This window comes from Streptomyces sp. NPDC040432, assembly GCF_055595445.1.
In genome coordinates, this window is record NZ_JBVIVP010000016.1 from 115,530 (window position 1) to 134,309 (window position 18,780).

Annotated in this window: 21 protein-coding genes and 2 pseudogenes; 17 read left to right on the forward strand and 6 right to left on the reverse strand. The window is 69.5% G+C overall.

The annotated features are described in order from the left end of the window. The first annotated feature begins 122 nt into the window (after nucleotides 1-122). The 5 genes from ACZ58N_RS27545 (at nucleotide 123) to ACZ58N_RS27565 (ending at nucleotide 4,504) form a co-directional block, all read left to right on the forward strand. Entirely contained in the window at nucleotides 123-680 is a 558-nt protein-coding gene (locus ACZ58N_RS27545; protein ID WP_471165006.1) for a universal stress protein, read from the forward strand. A 45-nt stretch (nucleotides 681-725) separates the two neighbouring features. Continuing rightward, nucleotides 726-947 (forward strand): hypothetical protein, encoded by a 222-nt coding sequence (locus tag ACZ58N_RS27550; RefSeq protein ID WP_471165008.1) that lies wholly within the window; start codon nucleotides 726-728, stop codon nucleotides 945-947. 76 nt (nucleotides 948-1,023) lie between these two features. Continuing rightward, the gene (locus ACZ58N_RS27555; protein ID WP_471165010.1) at nucleotides 1,024-1,893 is read left to right on the forward strand and encodes a universal stress protein; all 870 of its coding nucleotides are present in this window, start codon (nucleotides 1,024-1,026) and stop codon (nucleotides 1,891-1,893) included. Next, on the forward strand, nucleotides 1,893-2,978 hold the full coding sequence (locus ACZ58N_RS27560; protein ID WP_471165013.1) for an HAD-IC family P-type ATPase: 1,086 nt from the start codon (nucleotides 1,893-1,895) through the stop codon (nucleotides 2,976-2,978). The genes ACZ58N_RS27555 and ACZ58N_RS27560 overlap by 1 nt, the downstream gene beginning before the upstream one ends. Nucleotides 2,979-2,980: 2 nt before the next feature. Beyond that, nucleotides 2,981-4,504, forward strand: a complete 1,524-nt coding sequence (locus ACZ58N_RS27565; protein WP_471165016.1) for an HAD-IC family P-type ATPase — start codon at nucleotides 2,981-2,983, stop codon at nucleotides 4,502-4,504. Between the two features lie 66 nt (nucleotides 4,505-4,570). On the opposite strand, the gene ACZ58N_RS27570 is transcribed toward ACZ58N_RS27565, so the two are convergent. Both ACZ58N_RS27570 and ACZ58N_RS27575 read right to left on the reverse strand, forming a co-directional pair. Next, entirely contained in the window at nucleotides 4,571-4,711 is a 141-nt protein-coding gene (locus tag ACZ58N_RS27570) for a hypothetical protein (RefSeq protein ID WP_471165019.1), read from the reverse strand. A 262-nt stretch (nucleotides 4,712-4,973) separates the two neighbouring features. Next, nucleotides 4,974-5,457 (reverse strand): annotated as a pseudogene (locus tag ACZ58N_RS27575) (sensor histidine kinase); the annotation flags it as partial. 448 nt (nucleotides 5,458-5,905) lie between these two features. On the opposite strand from ACZ58N_RS27575, the gene ACZ58N_RS27580 reads away from it, so the two are divergent. Further along, nucleotides 5,906-6,625 (forward strand): MEDS domain-containing protein, encoded by a 720-nt coding sequence (locus ACZ58N_RS27580; RefSeq protein ID WP_471165172.1) that lies wholly within the window; start codon nucleotides 5,906-5,908, stop codon nucleotides 6,623-6,625. Continuing rightward, entirely contained in the window at nucleotides 6,622-7,590 is a 969-nt protein-coding gene (locus ACZ58N_RS27585) for an anti-sigma factor RsbA family regulatory protein (protein ID WP_471165021.1), read from the forward strand. The genes ACZ58N_RS27580 and ACZ58N_RS27585 overlap by 4 nt, the downstream gene beginning before the upstream one ends. 253 nt (nucleotides 7,591-7,843) lie before the next feature. On the opposite strand, the gene trhA is transcribed toward ACZ58N_RS27585, so the two are convergent. Further along, a complete protein-coding gene (gene trhA, locus ACZ58N_RS27590) occupies nucleotides 7,844-8,629 on the reverse strand; it encodes a PAQR family membrane homeostasis protein TrhA (protein WP_471165024.1) in 786 nt (261 codons plus the stop codon). A 195-nt stretch (nucleotides 8,630-8,824) separates the two neighbouring features. Between trhA and ACZ58N_RS27595 the strand changes: the two genes are divergently transcribed. From ACZ58N_RS27595 to ACZ58N_RS27625, 7 genes and pseudogenes are all read left to right on the forward strand, one after another. Then, on the forward strand, nucleotides 8,825-9,385 hold the full coding sequence (locus ACZ58N_RS27595) for a hypothetical protein (protein WP_471165027.1): 561 nt from the start codon (nucleotides 8,825-8,827) through the stop codon (nucleotides 9,383-9,385). Nucleotides 9,386-10,027: 642 nt separating this feature from the next. Beyond that, nucleotides 10,028-10,231, forward strand: coding sequence for a cold-shock protein (locus tag ACZ58N_RS27600; RefSeq protein ID WP_008734853.1), 204 nt, complete (start codon nucleotides 10,028-10,030; stop codon nucleotides 10,229-10,231). 332 nt (nucleotides 10,232-10,563) lie between these two features. Then, nucleotides 10,564-12,078 (forward strand): DEAD/DEAH box helicase, encoded by a 1,515-nt coding sequence (locus tag ACZ58N_RS27605; RefSeq protein WP_471165029.1) that lies wholly within the window; start codon nucleotides 10,564-10,566, stop codon nucleotides 12,076-12,078. A gap of 46 nt (nucleotides 12,079-12,124) precedes the next feature. Beyond that, nucleotides 12,125-12,541 (forward strand): CBS domain-containing protein, encoded by a 417-nt coding sequence (locus tag ACZ58N_RS27610; RefSeq protein WP_471165031.1) that lies wholly within the window; start codon nucleotides 12,125-12,127, stop codon nucleotides 12,539-12,541. 50 nt (nucleotides 12,542-12,591) lie between these two features. Next, the gene (locus ACZ58N_RS27615; protein WP_471165034.1) at nucleotides 12,592-12,906 is read left to right on the forward strand and encodes an SCO5918 family protein; all 315 of its coding nucleotides are present in this window, start codon (nucleotides 12,592-12,594) and stop codon (nucleotides 12,904-12,906) included. Between the two features lie 157 nt (nucleotides 12,907-13,063). Further along, a pseudogene (locus ACZ58N_RS27620) lies at nucleotides 13,064-13,381 on the forward strand (transposase); the annotation flags it as partial. Between the two features lie 32 nt (nucleotides 13,382-13,413). Continuing rightward, entirely contained in the window at nucleotides 13,414-13,731 is a 318-nt protein-coding gene (locus tag ACZ58N_RS27625) for a hypothetical protein (protein ID WP_471165036.1), read from the forward strand. A 633-nt stretch (nucleotides 13,732-14,364) separates the two neighbouring features. Here ACZ58N_RS27625 and ACZ58N_RS27630 read toward each other — a convergent pair. Beyond that, entirely contained in the window at nucleotides 14,365-14,736 is a 372-nt protein-coding gene (locus ACZ58N_RS27630; RefSeq protein WP_471165039.1) for an STAS domain-containing protein, read from the reverse strand. 1,068 nt (nucleotides 14,737-15,804) lie between these two features. Here ACZ58N_RS27630 and ACZ58N_RS27635 point away from each other — a divergent pair. Further along, a complete protein-coding gene (locus ACZ58N_RS27635) occupies nucleotides 15,805-16,155 on the forward strand; it encodes a helix-turn-helix domain-containing protein (protein ID WP_471165042.1) in 351 nt (116 codons plus the stop codon). A gap of 11 nt (nucleotides 16,156-16,166) precedes the next feature. Continuing rightward, a complete protein-coding gene (locus tag ACZ58N_RS27640; RefSeq protein ID WP_471165045.1) occupies nucleotides 16,167-16,670 on the forward strand; it encodes an STAS domain-containing protein in 504 nt (167 codons plus the stop codon). Between the two features lie 603 nt (nucleotides 16,671-17,273). Here ACZ58N_RS27640 and ACZ58N_RS27645 read toward each other — a convergent pair. Both ACZ58N_RS27645 and ACZ58N_RS27650 read right to left on the reverse strand, forming a co-directional pair. After that, complete coding sequence (locus ACZ58N_RS27645; RefSeq protein WP_471165047.1) at nucleotides 17,274-17,621, reverse strand: STAS domain-containing protein; 348 nt, start codon at nucleotides 17,619-17,621, stop codon at nucleotides 17,274-17,276. 299 nt (nucleotides 17,622-17,920) lie between these two features. Next, nucleotides 17,921-18,094, reverse strand: coding sequence for a CsbD family protein (locus ACZ58N_RS27650; RefSeq protein ID WP_471165049.1), 174 nt, complete (start codon nucleotides 18,092-18,094; stop codon nucleotides 17,921-17,923). Between the two features lie 216 nt (nucleotides 18,095-18,310). Here ACZ58N_RS27650 and ACZ58N_RS27655 point away from each other — a divergent pair, with 216 nt between their 5' ends. Next, nucleotides 18,311-18,472 (forward strand): hypothetical protein, encoded by a 162-nt coding sequence (locus tag ACZ58N_RS27655; protein ID WP_053676175.1) that lies wholly within the window; start codon nucleotides 18,311-18,313, stop codon nucleotides 18,470-18,472. Nucleotides 18,473-18,780: the final 308 nt, after the last annotated feature.

The window sequence follows — 18,780 nt, forward strand, 5'->3', positions numbered from 1 at the left end:
GATTACGGGAGCCGGACAGGGACCAGTTGGCCCCCGTCCTGGCCTCTATGGCCCTCGCCGACCACGCGCCCGCGATGCCAGCGTGAGAGGGCAAGCACGATGGCCCTTGATCAGGAGAAACCATGGAAGGCAGCATCACTGCCGGACCGGAACTCGGGACGGCCATCGTCGGCGTCGACGGGTCGGAGCCCGCACGCGGGGCAGCCCTGTGGGCTGCGGCCGAGGCCGCACTGAGGGGGAGCGCCCTACACATCGTTCACGCCGCCGACACGGACAGCAGAGCCGGCTACGCGTCGGTGGAAACCATCGAACGGGTCCGTGCGGCGGGCCGCGAACTGCTCGATGACACCGCGGGGGCCGTAGCGGGAGTCCATCCCGATCTGCACGTCACCACGGAGTTCAGCCGCAACGCACCCGTGCCCAGCCTCCACCGTGCCGCCGGCGTCCACGGCACGATCGTCGCCGGCAACCGCGGTTTCGGCGGGTTCACCTCGCTGATGCTCGGCTCCGTCGGACTCAAGGCCGCCGCGAGCGCCACCACCCCCTTGGCCGTGGTGCGGGGAACGGACCCGCGGGCCGCCTCGGGCAGCGTGCTGGCCGGTGTCCGCGACGAACACGACTCGACTGCGTCCGCTACGCCGCGTGTGAAGCAGAGCTGCGCAAGGCCTCGCTGCGGCTGATTCACGTATGGAATCTGCTCCAGTCCGTCGGCAAACGTCGTAAGCATGCTCGACGACGTCGAGGAGATCAGCGGACGCCACACACACCGCCTGAAGGCCGTGGCCAACCTGATCCGCGACGACTTCCCGGATCTGACCGTCCAGGCGGACGTCGAGAAGAACTTCTCGGTGGCCGGGGCACTGGCCGAGGCATCCCGGCACGCGGACCTGCTGGTCGTCGGGGGAGACGCTCCCCGGGCCACATCGGCCGCACGCTCGGACACGTGACCCACAACCTTCTGCACCACGTGCACTGCCCCGTGCTGCTGGTCCCGCGGCACGCCAACGGTCAGGGGAGCGAGTCGTGATCGAGAACATGACTGGCCACGAGATCGTCATCGGCATCGACCCGGTCAGGGACTGGCACATGGCTCTGGCCTGGGCCGCGGACGAGGCGCACCGCCGGTCGCTCGGACTGTGTCTCGCCCTTGCAGTGCCACCGCCACACGACACCCGGCACGTCGACTGGAGCACGCACCGCATCGACTTGCGCCGGTCCGGATCGAAGACCCTCGAAGCAGCCTACGCGTGGACGCGCTCGCGCCACCAGGAGCTCGAACCGTCCACCCACCTGCTCGACGGGCTTCCGGCACATGTCCTCGGCCGCCTTTCCCTGAAGGCCCCCATGGTCGTGCTCGGCTCGCGACACCTCAGCCGCACCGAGGAGTTCCTCAGCGCCGGTTCCCTGGTTTTGCCCGTCGTCGCGCAGTCGCACTGTCCGGTCGTGGTCGTGGGCGACGCGGAGCACGTCAGCCAACAGCCGCCGTACATGGTCGTCGCGGTCGACGGCAGCGAGTCGTCGAAGGCGGCGCTGGCAGTGGCCTTCGAGGAAGCGAGCGTGCGGGGATGCGCCCTGCGGGCGATCTCGTTGTGGCACCAGCCCTTGCTCTCGTTCCAGGACAAGAACGCCGGTCTCCGGGCACAGCGCCGCATGCTGTCCGAGACCGTCGCCGGCTGGTCGGAGAAGTACCCGGACGTCGCGCTCACTCACGACGTGCTGGCAGGCCACCCGGTCGAGGAGCTCGCGAAGGCGGCGGAACACGCCCTGGCCCTGGTCCTGGGCCGTCGCGGGAACGGGGGCTACACGGGCATGCGTCTCGGTTCCGTCGTCCACGGACTGCTGCACCGGGCCCACTGCCCGGTCATCACGGTTCCCGCCGGTCGGGGGAGCTGATGTCCGCGCTCACGGCCGGCCGGAAACCCGCCACGCCAAGGGAGCCCAGGGGACTCACCGAGCAGGAGGCGTCGCGCCGGCTCGCCGAGCACGGCCGCAACGAAGTCGCCGCCCAGCCGGCCACTCCCCTCTACACGAGGATCCTCGCGCAGCTCCGCGACCCCCTGATCATGGTCCTGATCGGCGCGGTCCTGCTCACGATCGCCATCGGCGACCACGCCGACTCCGTCGTCATCGGCCTGGTGATCCTGTTCAACACCACCGTCGGCGTGACCCAGGAGATCCGCGCCGACAACGCGGTGGCCGCCCTCTCTGCCATGTCCGCCCCGGGAGCACGCGTACTGCGAGACTGCACGCCACGCGAAGTCCCGGCCACCGACGTCGTCCCCGGCGACGTCCTCCTGCTCGGCGAGGGCGACATCATCGCCGCCGACGCCCATCTCACCGAGGCCTCGGCCCTCCTTATCGACGAGTCCATGATCACCGGCGAGTCCCTCGCGGTGGACAAGGACGCGGGTACGACCCTGAGCGCCGGAACCGTCGTCGTCCGGGGGAGGGGCGTGGCCACCGTGACGGCAACCGGCGTGGCCAGCGCCCTCGGCCGCATCGCCGCCCTCCTCGAAGGCGGGCGGGAGCCGACCCCGCTGCAACACCGCCTCGCCTCCCTGGGACGGATCCTGGCCGCCGCCACGCTCGGACTCTGCCTGGTCGTCTTCTTGCTCGGTCTCCTGCAAGGCCTGCCCGTCGGGATCATGGCCGTGACCGCCATCAGCCTCGCGGTTGCCGCGGTACCGGAATCCCTTCCCGCCGTCGTCACCCTCGCCCTCGCACTCGGTGCCCGCCGCATGGCCACTCGCCACGCCCTCGTACGTCGCCTGCCCGCTGTGGAAACACTCGGCTCGGTATCGGTCCTCGCCACTGACAAGACCGGCACCCTCACCGAAGGCCGCATGGTGGTTCAGCACATCTGGACACTACGGGCCACGGCCGACCTCTCCGGCGTCGGCTATGAGCCGAAAGGCGACATCCAATCGCCAACCGTCCCCCGACGCCGACCGAATGGGGCCCACTACGCGAACTGCTGACCGTGGCGGCACTCTGCAACGACGCCTCGATCCGGCCCCCGACAGGGCTCGCCCCGCCCGACGACCGCTGGACCGCGATCGGGGATCCCACCGAGGCAGCCCTCCTCACAGCTGCGGCCAAAGCGGGCTGCGCCGCCCAGGCCGACCTCCATGAAAACCACCCCCGTACGGACGAAGCGCCCTTCGACAGCCTGCGCAAACGCATGACCACCCTGCACAACACGCCTGAGGACCGGGTGCTCGTCTGCCTGAAAGGCGCACCCGAGGCGATCCTGGACTCCTCCGTCCTCGCCGATGACACCGACGTGCTGCGCACGGCGGAACAGCAGGCCGCGCAGCTGGCCGCACGCGGCTTCCGTGTCCTTGCCATCGCCTCCGGGACACGGGACGCCATGCCGGACGACGCCGCCGACGCCGAGTCCGGGCTCCACCTGCTCGGCCTGGTCGCCATCAGTGATCCGCCCAAACCGGAGGCCGCGGCCACCATCGCCGCCTGCCGGGCCGCGGGTATCACCCCCATCCTCATTACCGGCGACCACCCCGCCACCGCGCACGCCGTGGCCACCCAGGTCGGACTGCTCGCCGCCGACGCCTCGCCCAAGGACGTCGTCACCGGCGCGGACATTGCCGCCGGCCAGGTCGAGGACCTCACCGCCGTCAGGGTGTTCGCCCGTACGGACCCCCAGCAGAAGCTGGACATCGTCGAAGCCTGGCGCTCCCACGGCGCCGTCACCGCGATGACCGGTGACGGCGTGAACGACGGACCCGCGCTGCGCCAGGCCGACATCGGCGTCGCGATGGGCGCACGCGGCACCGAGGTCGCCCGGCAGGCCGCCGACCTCGTGCTCACCAACGACGAAGTGTCGACGGTCGTCGCGGCGGTCGAGGAGGGACGCCGCGTCTACGACAACATCCGGCGCTTCCTCGTATACGGCCTGGCGGGCGGGACGGCCGAGATCCTCGTCATGCTCACCGGCCCTCTCATCGGTCTCCCCCTGCCCCTGCGGGCCGGACAGATCCTCTGGATCAACCTTCTCACCCACGGCCTCACCGGCGTCGCAATGGGCGCCGAACCCGTCTCACCGGGCGCCATGAACAGGCCTCCCCGTCCGACCGGACAACACATCCTCGGCGCGGGCGCCTGGCAGCGACTCCTCCTGCTCGCCACCGTCGTCACCGCCTCCTGCCTCGCGGCGGCCCTCGCGGCACGGGCCTGGGAGCTGCCGTGGCAGAGCGTGCTCTTCCTCGCCCTGCTCGCCGCCCAGCTCGGAGTGGTCCTGGGCCTTCGAGCCCGCCTTATGACCAGGGATAACCTCTTCCTCCCCCTGGCCGTCCTCTCCTCCGCACTCCTCGCGGTAGCCGCGCTCTACCTTCCCGCACTCCGGTCGATCCTGGAAACCGAACCGCTCAACCTGACCGGCATCGGACTGGCGGCCACAACAGCCGTCATCGGCTTCTTCGCGGCCCGAATCGTAAGGTCCGCGTTCCACAAGCAGCCACGGACGCCGACGACGTCCTGCGGCTGAAGCCAAACGGATGCCGGATGAGTGTGCAGGCCGTCTGATGGAGGTCTGGGGGAGCGTCGGCAGTGTCTACTGCGGGACGTCCTCGGAAGCGGACAGTTGGGCCTTGATCCCGGATGGATCGGTTTCGACGAGGTCGCGGAGCCGATGGGCGAGCCAGAGGCCGCGGCCGCCGACGTGGCCGGCGTCGGGCCGCGTACGGCCGGCCATCCCGTCGGGAATGTGGGCGGAGCGGAGTTGACAGACGGTACGCAGGCGTCGTCCAGGACATCGAACGGGTAGTCCGCAGCGGTGAGGTAGACGTCGTTGGGCATCTGCTCTCCGTCCTGGCGGATCAGCGGGGTGCGACACGCAACGCGCATGGCGCCAGGCGGGTTCACCGATGCCCAGCATCGACCTGTGCCCCTCGCCCCCCTCCCCATCCCGGCCGCCCAGGCGACGTACGAAGGACCTCGTAGCCCTTATCAGTGCTTCAGGGCACAGGCCTTCGGATCAGGTCGTAGCCCCGGCCGGTAGGTCGGGGCGTGCCTGCGGTGCCCCGTCCTACAGGGGAAGGGAGAGGACCATCGTCAGTCAGGCCGCCGCCGGGTGTGTCCTCGGCGGTGAGGGTGGCGTCCATGGCTTCCAGGAAACCTCGCGCCACGGCGAGGCCGAGGCCCACCCCGGCGCCCCCGGGGACGTCCCCGTATCGCTGGACCGGCTCGAAGATCCGGTCCTTGGCCTCGTCGGGGCCGCCGGGCCCGCGGTCGACGTCACGCACTTCGAGCCGGGTGACGACGGCGCTGGCGGCCACCAGGACGCTCTCACCTTTCGGGCTGTACTTGAGCACTCGACGGCGTTCTCGACGATGTTGGCGCCGGCCCGTTCCAGCAGACCGCGGTCGACGGAGAGATGGGCAGCGTTTCCGGGATATCGACGAGGACCACGCTGTCGGCCGGTCCGCCGGCCAGGGCCAACATCCCCAGCCAAAAGTCAACGCCCTGCGGCGGCTTCCACCGGTATCAGGACGAGAGGCCGGCCCCCGCTCACAGCGACTCTTCGTTGCTCGCCCAACTGCTCGATGCCAACCGGGACGTGCGCCCCGGATACGCGAACGACCCGCCCCGAAGGCGTTGGACGGGCCCTATTGCGCCTGGGCCTGCCCGGCCGCCTGGCTGGCACGCCCGGTCCTTTCCGCCGGTCAGCGGTTCGCGCACGCGGGGATGGGCAGGTACCGGGTAGAGCGGGTGTGCGACAGATTCGGCTTTACAGCCATCTGCTGTCGCCCATTGGTGTTCTGTGTTCTGTGTTCGCAGGTCACGTGGGCGTTCGGAAGGGGTCGGGGTGAGATCGGTGCGGGCTTTGGCGACGCTGGACGAAGTCGAACTCGGTGACCACGTCTGCTAGAGGGTGGACCCGTCCGACGTGTTCGCGGGTGCACGTTCCTACGTGGCCGATGGAGCTCTGTACGGGGACAAGGTCGTCGTCATCGGCTCGCTCGGCAGCGCTGCTGTTCAGCGAGACCGCCTCCCCACGACCTCGGTGATCCTCGATCTTCCGGACCTGGCCGATACCGACGTGATGCTGGCCGCGGTGCGGCGGGAAGCCAGCGCGGCGGTGCGAGAGGGCTTTCGATCCGTACGTGTCCTCGCCGAGCAGGCCCCGTCGGCGGAGCCCGGCGGCGCGGAGGAGCTGCTGGCGCGGGAGCTGAAGCTGGAGGAGTTCGCCTCGGAGAGCGGGGCGATCGTGGTGTGCGCGTTCAGGGCGGCGCAGTGGGAGGAGTCCACGCTGGAGCAGGCGGCGTGTGTGCATCCGCAGGAGACGGGCACACGTGCTGCGCGTCCGGCTTTCCGGATGTTCAGCACAGGCACCGACAGCTGGGGTGTGGACGGAGTGGTCGACTGGGAGTGCGCGGATGCGTTCAACGCGGCGCTAAGGACTGTGACGCAGCGCGCACCCATGGTGAAGCTGAGGTTCGACGCGGTGGAGATGATCGACGCCGCCGGCATGCACGCCTTGGTCGACGCGGCCCTTCACCTGCCGGACCGCCGGATCTTCGTGGAAGGCGCCAACGAGATCGTGCGGCTGTGCTGGGACCTCGCGGGCTACGCCACCGAAAGCGTGCCGGTGGTGATGGCGGCATGATCGAGACCGTGCCTTCGGCGCCGGCCCGTCCCGACGGTGCCTCGTTCCGCCACGAGCTGTACCCCTACCGCGGGGAGGACCAGTTCCTGACCGGGACCCTGGACTACATCCACGAGGCACTGGAAGCCGACGAGGCAGTGGTCGTCGCTGTCCCCTCGGAGAAGACCTCGCTCCTGCGCGGCGAACTCACCGACGAACCCGCCGTCACCTTCGTCGACACCGCGACGGCCGGCCCGAACCCCGGCCGGCACATCGCCGCCTGGTCGGCATGGATGACCGAGCGAGGCGAAGGCGGCAGGCCCGTACGGGGCGTCGGTGAAACCGCCTGGCGCCAAGCGCGCAGCGCCGCGCACCTCTCTGAACTCCGCTATCACGAATGGCTGATGAACCGGGCCTTCGCACGGAGCGCCACCTGGTCGATGCTGTGCCCCTACGACGCTGCCGACGAGGACCAGGATGCGCTGTGGTCGCTGTCCAGGTGTCACCCGCAGATCCGCCGCGACGGCCAGTACGCGCCCAACGAGGACTACCTCATCGGCGGAGAGTACGCCTTCGACGCCCTGGCCGACCCGTGCGACCCGTTTCAGGAGCTGAGCTACACGCACGGCGACCTGGGTGCGATCCGCTCGAAGGTCTCCCAGTGCGCCTCCGACGCGGGCGTCCGTGAGGACCGCCTGGCGAAGCTCGCCGTCGCCGTCACCGAGATCGCGTCGAACAGCATCCGCCACGGCGGGGGCCAGGGCACCCTGCGTACCTGGGCCCAGGACGCGACATTCCTCTGCGAGCTCCGCGACTCCGGCTACATCCCCGACGTGACGCTGGGCCGTACCCGCCCCGAACCGACGCAGATCGGAGGCCGGGGCCTGTGGCTCGCTCACCAGCTCTGCGACCTCGTCGAAATCCGCTCCACTCCCGACCAGGGCACCACCGTCCGCCTGCACATGGACGCCCAGCGGCTCCCGTAGCGGACTGGGAGGGGCCACCTTCACGGCCGTGGGGACGTCTCAACGCGTTGTGGTAGGTGTTCAGCGGGACGCTGGGTCGTGTCACATGGGGACTGAGAAGGTGCCGGAGACGCTGTGGTTGGTGCGGGCCTCGAGTGCGTTGTTGAGGTCGGCGAAGGTTCCTTCTGGTCACCTGCCCTGGAACTGGCCCTGATCCGTGACCGACGGTGTTGTCAAGTCATACCCCCGTGACGAAGGTCGCTCGATAACAGCGTTAGGAAGCGACGAGGAAGATGGCGGCGTAGTGCGCGGTGAAGGCTGCCACGGTCAGGGCGTGGAACACCTCGTGGTATCCGAACCAGCGGGGTGAGGGGTCGGGGCGCTGGAGGGCGTATACCACCGCGCCCGCGCTGTAGAGGAGCCCGCCGGCCACGATCAAGGCGAGTACGGCTGCCCCGCCGTTGTGCAAGAAGTCGGGCAGGTAGAACACTGGTGCCCATCCCAGGGCCAGGTAGCAGGGGGTGTACAGCCAGCGGGGAGCTCCGACCCACAGGACACGGAAGGCGATGCCTGCCGGCGCGCCCGTCCACACGACCCACAGGAGGACGGACCGTTGGTCAGGGGAGAGCAGGAGCACGGCGAGCGGGGTGCAGGTGCCGGCGATGATCAGGAAGATGTTGGCGTGGTCGAGGCGACGCAGGACGGCCTCGCCGAGCGGTCCCCACGTGCCGAGGTGGTAGACGGCGCTCGTCCCGAACAGCATCCAGGCGGTGACGGAGTACACGGTGCAGGCCACAGTGGCCTGCGGCGTCCCCGCAAGGCAGATGAGGACGATGCCCGCGGCCAGTGATGCGGGGACCATTCCGGCGTGAAGCCAGCCTCGTAGCTTCGGTTTGATCGGCTCCACCAGATCGGCCGCTCGTTCGAACAGGTCGGAAACCGGGTGGGAGTCCTCACATCCTCCGACCGTTGCTGCGAAAGAGGCACTGCCGGGTTCGGCGTCGTCTCGGGACACTGCTTCCCGTCCGGGCTGGGGGTGCTGGGCATCACGGGCAACCATGTGGTCATGGTAGGAGCCCGCTCGCATCAGCTCCCCAGAGGTCCGCCGCGGACGTGGCACGTCACCCGCCCCATTGTTCTGCTCCTTGCGGTCCGCCCCCGGTTGAGACCGTGAAAGTCGTGTAATTCGGCGGCTCATGGCAACGATGAAGGATCCGAACGAGCCTCTCCGCTCTCCTACGTTCAAGGACCGCCGATGCTTCCCGAGTTCCGCTCCCACGCGTCCGTCCCCCTTTCCCATCAGCTGGAACAGCGGCTGGGACTGGACCCCCGCCTCGAAGCCGGCCGCCTCGACGTGGAGCGCGTCGCGGACATCGCCGTCGTCGCATCGGCCCACTCAGACGGATACGCGGCCACCGCGCACCTTCTCGGACTTCTGGCCGCGCTACCGGCTCCGACTGAGGCCGGAGAGCATTTCTGGTCGGACTTGTGGAGGTCCTCGGGTTCCCTGTACCTGCTTCCTGCCAACATCAAGGAGTACGTGCTCAGTTCGCTGGCGGGAGAAGGAACCGGTCTGGCAGGGCAGATCCTCTCGGCCTTGGATGAGATGACCCCGCCCCAGCGCATCGCAGCGGGGGAGGTCATCGGCCAGGCGCTCTCCGAATCGGACCATCTCCCCGACCTCAAAACGCAGGTCATCGGCGAGCTATGGCTCCGGGACCTCGAACTCACCGCCTGGCGCGTCCTGCACGCCGACCATAAATCAGCCGATCCGGCCAGGCGGAAAGCCTTCCTCGCCGCATGGACGAGTGCCTGATCGACAAGGTCGCCTGTGCCGTTCGGCCCCGACGGCACCCGTAGAGCAGGTGAGGGGAGGGACGCCTGACACCTCCTTCCCCTCACCCCCCGATCGTCAGGCGCCCCTCGCTGAGTTGGGCAAGGGAGAACTTCGTGGCGGCAAGCCCGCTTCGGGCACCCTGACCCTGGCCGCCTCCACGACAACGCCTTCGCGTTCGTTGTCGTACAGGACCTCACCACCGCGAGACCCGCTCCAGCGGTCCGCCAGGTCGGCACCCGCCCCCAAATACGTCTTCAACCAGCCAACTTCGCGACGACCGCGCTGCCGCATCCTGCAGCCGACGGCGAGCACGTGAAAACGCTGCGCTCGGGGTGAATAAATATCTGTCACCGCGACCTGAGGATTTAACGGATCCTGCGGGGAGAGTTTCTGCCGCCATGCGGCAGCCCGAAATATCTAGCGCACACAAGCCGCTGCAGCGTGCTACTGTCGATCTCGGTTGCAGTTTTGGTACCCAAAAAACTTCAAGCGCCTCCAGTCGGATTTCGGTCCGAAGGAAGCGTTTTGTATTTCCCGGTCAATTTCCGGGCGGGGCATCATCGCGGCGACACGGCGTCCGCACAGTGCAGACGTCGATGTATTGCCCCAAAGGAGATAGACATGGCTGCTGGTACCGTCAAGTGGTTCAACGCGGAAAAGGGTTTCGGCTTCATCGAGCAGGACGGTGGCGGCGCTGACGTGTTCGCCCACTACTCGAACATCGCCGCCCAGGGCTTCCGCGAGCTGAACGAGGGTCAGAAGGTCACCTTCGACATCGCGCAGGGCCAGAAGGGCCCGACGGCCGAGAACATCGTTCCCGCCTGACGCTGACACGCATTCTGTAGCTGGGGCCCGCATCCCTCGGGGTGCGGGCCCCAGCTGCACGCATTTCCCGCGGTGCGTTCACCCGCGGTATCAAGCATTGAGAGATCCGAGCATTGAGAGACCCGGCCGACTGGCCCTCTCGGAGCTGCACCCGATTTCTTTTCTTGGTTGTCGCGTCCGCATGACGCCACCTCATTTCAGCGTCTGAGCCCGAACAGATTCCTGTCCGCCAGATCGCCATCGCATTCCATTCGGCCCGTTCTCGCAATTCCCTGCGTCTCTCGTACGCTGCGGGAATTCCTTGATACGTGCCGTATCGAGGAAGGTTCCGCATGAACCCCACACGTACGAACGAGCGCTCTTCTCGCACCCGCGGCCGCACCGGCGGCCCCGCTTTCGCCGCCGGCGCCGGTGCGGGTCGGGGCAGCCGCTTCGGCTCGTCGACCCCGAGCCGTTCCGGAGGTCCGAGCCGCTCGGGCGGATACGGCCGTCGGCCCGCCGCGATCCAGGGCGAGTTCGCACCGCCGAAGACGATCACCCCCGCGCTGGACGCCGTCGAGGCATTCGCCGACCTCGACATGCCGGCCCAGCTGCTGGCCACGCTCACCCGTGAGGGCATGGCCACGCCGTTCCCGATCCAGGCCGCGACGCTGCCCAACACCCTCGCGGGCCGCGACGTCCTCGGCCGCGGCCGTACCGGCTCCGGCAAGACCCTGGCCTTCGGCCTCGCGCTGCTGGCCCGTACGGCCGGCCGGAGCGCCGGGTCGGGTCAGCCGCTCGCGCTGATCCTCGTACCGACGCGAGAGCTCGCCCAGCAGGTCACCGCCGCCCTCACCCCTTACGCCCGGGCGGTCAAGCTGCGCCTTGCCACCGTGGTCGGCGGCATGCCGATCCACCGCCAGGCCGGTGCGCTGCGTGCCGGAGCCGAAGTGGTCGTCGCCACGCCCGGCCGCCTCAAGGACCTCATCGACCGCGGTGACTGCCGCTTGAACCAGGTCGCCGTCACCGTCCTCGACGAGGCCGACCAGATGGCCGACATGGGCTTCATGCCGCAGGTCACCGCCCTCCTGGACCAGGTACGTCCCGAGGGCCAGCGGATGCTGTTCTCCGCCACCCTCGACCGCAACGTCGACCTGCTGGTCCGGCGCTACCTGACCGACCCGGTCGTGCACTCCGTCGACCCCTCGCAGGGCGCGGTCACCACGATGGAGCACCACGTCCTGCACGTCCACGGCGCCGACAAGCACCGGACGACGAAGGAGATCGCGGCCCGCGACGGCCGGGTGATCATGTTCCTGGACACCAAGCACGCCGTGGACCGCCTCACCCAGGACCTCCTCGACAGCGGGGTCCGTGCCGCGGGCCTGCACGGCGGGAAGTCCCAGCCCCAGCGCACCCGGACCCTGGCCCGGTTCAAGACCGGCCACGTCACCGTGCTGGTCGCCACGAACGTGGCGGCGCGCGGTATCCACGTCGACAACCTGGACCTCGTCGTCAACGTCGACCCGCCGACCGACCCGAAGGACTACCTCCACCGCGGCGGACGTACCGCCCGCGCCGGAGAGTCCGGCAGCGTCGTCACCCTCGTCACCCCCAACCAGCGCCGCGAGATGGCCCGCTTGATGCAGGCCGCGGGCATCACCCCGCTGACCACCCAGGTCCGCTCGGGCGACGAGGCCCTGAACCGCATCACCGGCGCCCAGGCCCCCTCCGGCATCCCGGTCACCATCACCGCACCGGTGTCCGAGCGGCCCAAGCGCAGCACGGCCTCCCGCGGTCGACGCGGGCCCGTGTCGGCTGCGCGGCGCGCGAGCCTGCGACAGACCGCCTTTGATGCGGCGGCCTGAGAACCACGTGATCAGGACAATGACACATCTCTGCAGGAGGCACCTTTTGACGCTGGTCCAGATGCAGCCCCGCCCGGCGCATGTCGATGCACCTGCCGACCTCGCCAACCGGACGGTGGACGATGTCATGGAAGCGGCCGGTCCACAGGTTTGCGACGACATGACCGTCGAGGTGGCCCTGGCCGTCATGGCCGGCGCCCGCACGGACCATCTGCTCGTCTGCGACGAGGACGGCCTGTGCACCGGGATGGTCACCCGTGCCCGACTCACCACCGTCCGCGACGACGCGGCGTACACGGACCGGACCCGTCTGCGCGATGTTCTCGGCGACCGCGGGCCGTTCGCCTCGCCCATGACGACGATGGCCGAGGCCGACCACGCGATGCGCTACCGCAGGCTCACCGCCCTGCCCGTCGTGGACGAACAAGGCAGCGCCATGGGCGTCCTGGCCCTCAGCCGCTGAACCACCGGCACCGTGGTCGGCCCGTTTCCCCTTCACCCTGTGAGGCATCCATGCGCTTTGTCATCGCCCGTTTCCCGTTCGACCTGACCAGAAGCGGTGTTCTGGAATCGATGAAGGGCATCAAGCCCGAGCAGGTCATCGGCGAGTCAGTGATCATCGGCCGCCGCACCTACCCCGTCAAACAGGTCGGCCAGGTCATCACCCGCCAGGACCGCCGCGACTTCAGCGCTGGCGAAGTCCTCCGCGCCATGACCCAGCTCGGCTTCACCTGCCGCGGCGGCCTTCTCCGGACCGCCGTGCCCACGCGCGTGCTCAGCCCCCTCCAGCGGGCCTCCGCGATGCTCGGCACCCCCGTGACCGCCTGACGGGTGGCCCAGCGATACCGCCACCCAATGACCGCAAGGGGCCCGACCGGCACACGCCGACGCTGTTGGTCAATCCGGGCCTGAGCGTGACGTCGGCCTTCACGACCTGGTTGTGGTCGTGAAGGTCGACGTTGTGTTCGGGGAGGGCGTCCGTGCGTTGCGTGTGGAGCCGGGGGAGGTCCCGGCAGGGACGGTTCGGGTGGCCCGGAGGGCGTTTCCCAAAGGGAGTCTGGCGATTCGGGTCCGGGACGAGCTGGGGGTGTTGTTCCGGGACGAGGACTTCGCTGCGGTGTTCCCGGCGCGGGGGAAGCCTGCCCGGTCACCGGGCCGGCTGGCGCTGGTGGTGGTCTTGCAGTTCGTGGAAGGGCTGACCGACCGGCAGGCCGCGGAGGCGGTAAGGGCCCGTATCGACTGGAAGTACGCGCTCGGCCTGGAGCTGGAGGACCCCGGCTTCGATCACTCGGTCCTGTCGGAGTGAAGTACTCCTCCACCGACGGTAAGGAGTGGATGTCTCCGGCCGTCTCGGTGGACGCGCACTGCTCGCACAAGACGGCGGTGTTCTGGAGCGAGCAGCCGACCTGCAAGTGGAGGGGCACGCTGTCGATGAAGAAGGACGGCGTCCAGAAGTGGCGGGAGACGGGCTGGGGCAGGACGACCGAAGCCCTCCACCGCGGTGACACCGAGCAGTACGACCACTACCGGTGCCAGGGCAACGGAAGCTACGCCCTGACCCTGGAGGACATCAAGATGTGGGTCGGCCACTCCGACGACACGTGGCACGAGGTTCACCTCCAGCCCGTCACACACACCGGCAGTGGCTGCTGACCAGGTCCGCCAGGCCGCTGGCCAGACGGAGCAGGCGCAGCTCCGCGCCCAGTCGGCGCCGTCGGATGGTGGGATTTCCGTTCGCCGTCACGGGTGGGGCACCTCCTGCTCGGGACCGTCTGCCGGCCACGGGACTGCCACGGCCGGGCCCGACAGGATGCGGCCGCCGCGCAGAAACGATCAACGAACCTCACGGCCGGGCGTCACCCCACCCGGAGCAGGATCACCCCGGGGCTGAACCCGGACAGCCGCAAAGGACCTTCCCTCTGTCCGCGGTGTCCGCGAGCGCCCCGGCGCCCCGGCCGTCCGCCGACTGCGGGCTGGTTGGGTGGGCCGGGGGAGGTCGGCCTGTACGACGGGCCCGCCCGCGGCCGCCGGGGCGCTCGGCACGGCTACCGGCGCGACCACCGCTCCAGGGCGTCGGCTGTCTGCTTTGCGGGCGGGCCCTGCCTACCGCAGCAGCGTCCGCCGCTCGGTGTCGACGCCCCGTCGCCGGACGGCCTGCGGCCGTACGGAGTGCGGGTAGCGGCTCGGGGGGCCGGCCTCCCGGGGCCGGGGCTCGGGTCTCTCGGCCGCCGGCCCTGCTCGTACGCGGGGCTTCCGTGCCCTGGGCAGCCGCCCGCCCGGTGCGGGTCAGGCAACTGTCGGGGGCGGGGGTGCGTGGTCGAAGAGGGTGAGGGCGCCGGTGCGGTGCAGGAGGTTGAGGAGCTGTGGGTTCGGCCCGTGGAGGCGCAGGGTGCGGCCGTGGGAGAGGGCGGTGAGCTGGGCGCGGAGCAGGACGTCGAGGCCGGCGGAGTCGCAGAACCCGAGCCCGGTGACGTCGACGGTGATCTCCGGAGGGCTGCCGGGGTCGGTGATCGCGTGCTGCGGTGCCGCGTCCAGGGCGGCGGTGCGGTCGGTGTCCATGTCGAGCTCCCCGGAGACGCTGACCACCACCACGGCGGGCGGGGCCGCGGGCACGGCTGCCGGTGAGGGCCGCTGTGCGGGCTGGTCGTGATCGGTCATCGTTCCCCCGTGGTAGCCGTCTTCCCACCGACCGTAACCGCTTCACCCCGTGAGCCGAACCCGTCCTCACCTGCACTCCTCCCCTCCCGAACCGGCCGTCGGCCGCCCTGCGCCCGCCACTGGCGCCGGCATGCTCCGCCGCCACCGATTACCTCTTCGCCGACCATCCAAAAATCTGTGACGGCCGTAGTAGACATTGGGTGGTGGTGTGGTTATGGTTTCTCTCGTAGCCCAGTCAAGAAGGGCCCGGCAGAGACGAACTGCCGGGCAGCGGTACAGGTTGTTGCAGTTCGGCAGTGCGGTGCGGTGGTGGAGTGTCGAAGCCAGAGCGGTAGCAGGTCGGCGACGGGACTGGTCACCGGACCGGGTGGCCCGCAGTCATCAGGGGCCACCACACGCAGTACCAGCAGTTCGCAGTAGGCAGTACCTCGGTCAGGCGTCGAAGGCAGGCGTCCGCACCGGGAGGTTCGGCAGTGGGGTTCCAAGCCAGAGCGGACGCAGGATGGGCGACGGGGCTGGCTGCCGAAAGCGTGGCGCTCGGTCAGGCCACGAGCAGTTCGCAGTAAGGCAGATTCAGCAGCGAAGTCGAGTGGAGTGGTACCTCGGTGAAGGCGTCGGCTGCGGGCGCGCGCATCGGGAGGTTCGGCAGTGGGGTTCCAAGCCAGAGCGGACGCAGGATGGGCGACGGGGCTGGCTGCCGGAAACGTGGCGCTGAGTCAGGCCGCGAGCAGTACAGGCGGTAACCGCAGTTCGCGGTATCAGCAGTTCCCAGTGGTATGTAGTTGGTGGTTGATCATCCGAGGGATGAACGGAGGGATTGGGGCGCCATCAGGATCGCCCGGACGCCACGCGAGTTCGGGTACCGCAGGACATCGTGAGTGAGGTGGTCTCCGGTCGAGCAACCGCGATCCCCGCACCCCCGACGCAGAGCTCAGGTCGGGTAGGCGGAAACAAGTAGGCCGGCGCAGTATCAGGGCCGGCAGATGGTGAAGCAGTTCCTTCGGGGCCCTGGTGCACGTACGCACCAGGGCCCCTCCACGCGTTTTCCGCGAACACGAAGAGGTGTCGATGGCAGCAGAATCCCCGACCGGCCCGCTCGGCGGTCACCTGGACGACGATGATCTCCCCGCCTACACGATGGGCCGGGCCGCCGAACTGCTCGGCACCACCCAGGGCTTCCTGCGCGCGATCGGCGAGGCTCGCCTGATCACCCCGCTCCGCTCCGCGGGCGGACACCGGCGCTACTCCCGCTACCAGCTGCGGATCGCGGCCCGGGCCCGTGAGCTCGTCGACCAGGGCACCCCGGTTGAGGCGGCCTGCCGGATCGTGGTCCTGGAGGACCAGTTGCAGGAAGCGCAGCGCATCAACGCCGAGTACCGCCGCACTTCCGGCTCGGCGAACCCATCGGCGGCGGCCTGATGAGGGCCGAGGTGAGAAGCCACACGCCGGCGCACCTGCGGCAGTCCGACAGCCGTGAACCGGCGGCCCTGAGGCAGCCCGGTGCGACCCCTCCCCGGCGGGACGCTCGCACGCTGCTCCCCGCCGGCGACGGCCTGGTCCGTCTCACCGGGGAACTCGACGTGGCGACCGCTCCGGCTGTCCGCGAAGCGGTCCGCGCATCCCTCACCGCCTGCCCGGCTGTGCTGCGCGTCGACATCGGTGGGGTCTGGTTCTGTGACTGTGCGGGCCTGGGTGCCTTGTTGTGGGCGAAGGCGGAGGCGGCCCGCGCCGGGGCCGGGTTCCTCCTCAGCGGCCCGTTCCGGCCCGCCGTGGCCCGGCTTTTGGACGTCACCGGGACCACGACCCACCTCGGCCTGACGCCGGAGCGGAACGAACGGGGCTGCGGGCAGGGGGCACCACGCGGTCGTGCTGCGGCCTGTGACCCCGCCGGCCAGTCCCGCGGCCAGGCAGCCGGGCGAGCGTTCGCACACTGAACGGAATGGGGCCGCGAGGGTGGGGTCCACCGTGGCGGAGCGGCGCCGACGCGAACTCTTTACCCTCTGTGGTCTGACCGGGGGAGAGCCCATGTGCGGGTCAGGTCAGTCGCAGGGCGATCATGATGGTCTTGCCGTGCGGGTGACTGTCGATGTGGGTGTGTGTGGAGAGGTTGTGGACGAGGGGCCATCCGAAGCCACCGGGCTGTTCGATGCTGCTCGTGCGGTGTGCGGTGTGCGGGAGGGTGGGGGTTGGCGTCCCCGACGGAAAGGCGGAGCACGCCGTCGATGACGGCGGTGTGGAAGGTGGTGAGGCCGCCGCCGTGGCGAATTGCGTTGGTCACCAGCTCGGAGACGACCAAGAGCGCGTCGGTGATGGCGCGGGCGGTGAGGTCGATGCCCGCGCCGTCCAGGAGCTCGGTGACGTGGTGTCGGGCTGCCGCGGCCGTGGCCGGCAGCGGGCCCGCGCCGTGGTCGCCGTCGTCCGGGGGCCGGGGTGCGCCGGTGTCGGGGCTCGTCGGCGGGCTCATCTCGTCATCGCCTGCCCGTGATCGGGGACGGCATGCCGGTGCGCGCCCTCGGTTCGAGGACGGAGCGCGGCGGTCAGCATGCCATCGCGGTCTTCACGCTGTCCGTGATGCGGAATGCGGATCGGGTGCCGGTGACCTCGAACAGGCGGTGCACCGCGACGTGCAGCGGGCCGGCGATGATCAGCGCGATTCCGGCCGTCATGTGGGCCTGGCGGGGGCCGAGGAGGGCGTGCAGGACGGAGGAGTCCGCGAAGACGGTCTCCGAGAGATCCACGACCGTGCGGGCGGCCCCGTCCGAGACGGCCTCGGTGAGCGCATGGGCGAGTGCGGGTGCGCCGTCCTGGTCGAAGTGACCTCGCAGGTGCACGACGGTTATGCCTTCGTGGGTGGTCTTGGTGACCAAGGCCGCGTCTTCGATCACCGAGGCATTCTCCTATATGCCGATATGGGGGCGGGCCATCGGGATTCCGCCCGCCCGAGCCCGGTGCGAACTCGTCGAGCTTCAGCTCCTGCGCGAGCATCTTCTCGGCTCCGCCCGGAGCCGTCGAGGGTGTCCGCTCGGTCAGAACGGGAACGGCGCGGAACCCTTCGCGGACGGCGGCACGGCCTTCCCGGCCGTATCGAGGCGTCAGAGTCCGGGCATGCACCCGGGCCCCGACCTGGGGGGGGGAGGTGGTCGGGGCCCGGCGGGGTGCGACGGCTGTGGGCCGTGCGCGGGTCTCAGTGGCGGAAGGTGTCCTTGACGTCTTCCTTGGCCTGGCGGGCGTGGCCCTTGGCCTGCTCGGCGTGGCCTTCGGCGGTCATCCGCTCGTTGCCGGCCATGCGGCCCATGGCTTCCCTGGTTTTGTTCTTGGCCTGCTCGACGTGCGCCTTGGTCTTCTCCGTGCCCGACATCGGGACCTCCTCGTGTAGTACCGGATTGGTCGTGACGACCCGCCTGCTCGCGATCCCCGACCGCAAACCCCTCCAGTGGGATCCGGCTTCCGGTGGGGCCCGGTGGTCGACTCCGAGGCGGGCTCTCCTGCCCGAGCGTTCGGATGAGAAACACGTAAAAGTCGTGTGCGTGGTGGGGGAGGGGCCGGGCACACGATGCCTCGGAGGTTGATAACCATGGTTCCCCTGCTTCTTGTTCTTCTGCTCGCTCTGATCCTCTTCGGTGCCGGTTTCGCGGTGAAGATCCTCTGGTGGGTCGCGATCGCTGTTCTGGTGTTGTGGCTGGTCGGTTTCGTCGCCCGTCCGAAGGGCGGTAGCGGACGCTGGTATCGCTGGTAGCCGAACACCGGCTTCCGGAACGTGATGGGGCTCGGGGTGGCGCGAAACGGTCCGGCCCGGGTGTGTTGGGCCGCTCGGGGTACCCGCCGGAACAGCCGGGGCGTCCGTCGTGACGCAGCAGGGGACCTGCTCACCTCCAAGATCGACGGCCGCCCCGCCCCCACCAAGGTGCCACGGGCGGCGCGGAGCAAGGCCTCAGGTTCCCCACCGGGGATCCGGTCGCGGAAGTCGTGGCCCTGGATGTGAAATGTGGCGTGTCGACCACCAGATGGCGTCCCGTCTGCTTCAGTGGCCTAGATTCGGATGCC

Excerpts from the sequence above, each read along its gene's own strand:
- ACZ58N_RS27545 (WP_471165006.1), top strand. The coding sequence starts at position 123 with ATGGAAGGCAGCATCACTGCCGGACCGGAACTCGGGACGGCCATCGTC.
- ACZ58N_RS27550 (WP_471165008.1), top strand. The coding sequence starts at position 726 with ATGCTCGACGACGTCGAGGAGATCAGCGGACGCCACACACACCGCCTG.
- ACZ58N_RS27560 (WP_471165013.1), top strand. The coding sequence starts at position 1,893 with ATGTCCGCGCTCACGGCCGGCCGGAAACCCGCCACGCCAAGGGAGCCC.
- ACZ58N_RS27570 (WP_471165019.1), bottom strand. The coding sequence starts at position 4,711 with ATGGCCGGCCGTACGCGGCCCGACGCCGGCCACGTCGGCGGCCGCGGC.
- ACZ58N_RS27585 (WP_471165021.1), top strand. The coding sequence starts at position 6,622 with ATGATCGAGACCGTGCCTTCGGCGCCGGCCCGTCCCGACGGTGCCTCG.
- trhA (WP_471165024.1), bottom strand. The coding sequence starts at position 8,629 with ATGGTTGCCCGTGATGCCCAGCACCCCCAGCCCGGACGGGAAGCAGTG.
- ACZ58N_RS27595 (WP_471165027.1), top strand. The coding sequence starts at position 8,825 with ATGCTTCCCGAGTTCCGCTCCCACGCGTCCGTCCCCCTTTCCCATCAG.
- ACZ58N_RS27600 (WP_008734853.1), top strand. The coding sequence starts at position 10,028 with ATGGCTGCTGGTACCGTCAAGTGGTTCAACGCGGAAAAGGGTTTCGGC.
- ACZ58N_RS27605 (WP_471165029.1), top strand. The coding sequence starts at position 10,564 with ATGAACCCCACACGTACGAACGAGCGCTCTTCTCGCACCCGCGGCCGC.
- ACZ58N_RS27615 (WP_471165034.1), top strand. The coding sequence starts at position 12,592 with ATGCGCTTTGTCATCGCCCGTTTCCCGTTCGACCTGACCAGAAGCGGT.
- ACZ58N_RS27625 (WP_471165036.1), top strand. The coding sequence starts at position 13,414 with ATGTCTCCGGCCGTCTCGGTGGACGCGCACTGCTCGCACAAGACGGCG.
- ACZ58N_RS27630 (WP_471165039.1), bottom strand. The coding sequence starts at position 14,736 with ATGACCGATCACGACCAGCCCGCACAGCGGCCCTCACCGGCAGCCGTG.
- ACZ58N_RS27635 (WP_471165042.1), top strand. The coding sequence starts at position 15,805 with ATGGCAGCAGAATCCCCGACCGGCCCGCTCGGCGGTCACCTGGACGAC.
- ACZ58N_RS27650 (WP_471165049.1), bottom strand. The coding sequence starts at position 18,094 with ATGTCGGGCACGGAGAAGACCAAGGCGCACGTCGAGCAGGCCAAGAAC.
- ACZ58N_RS27655 (WP_053676175.1), top strand. The coding sequence starts at position 18,311 with ATGGTTCCCCTGCTTCTTGTTCTTCTGCTCGCTCTGATCCTCTTCGGT.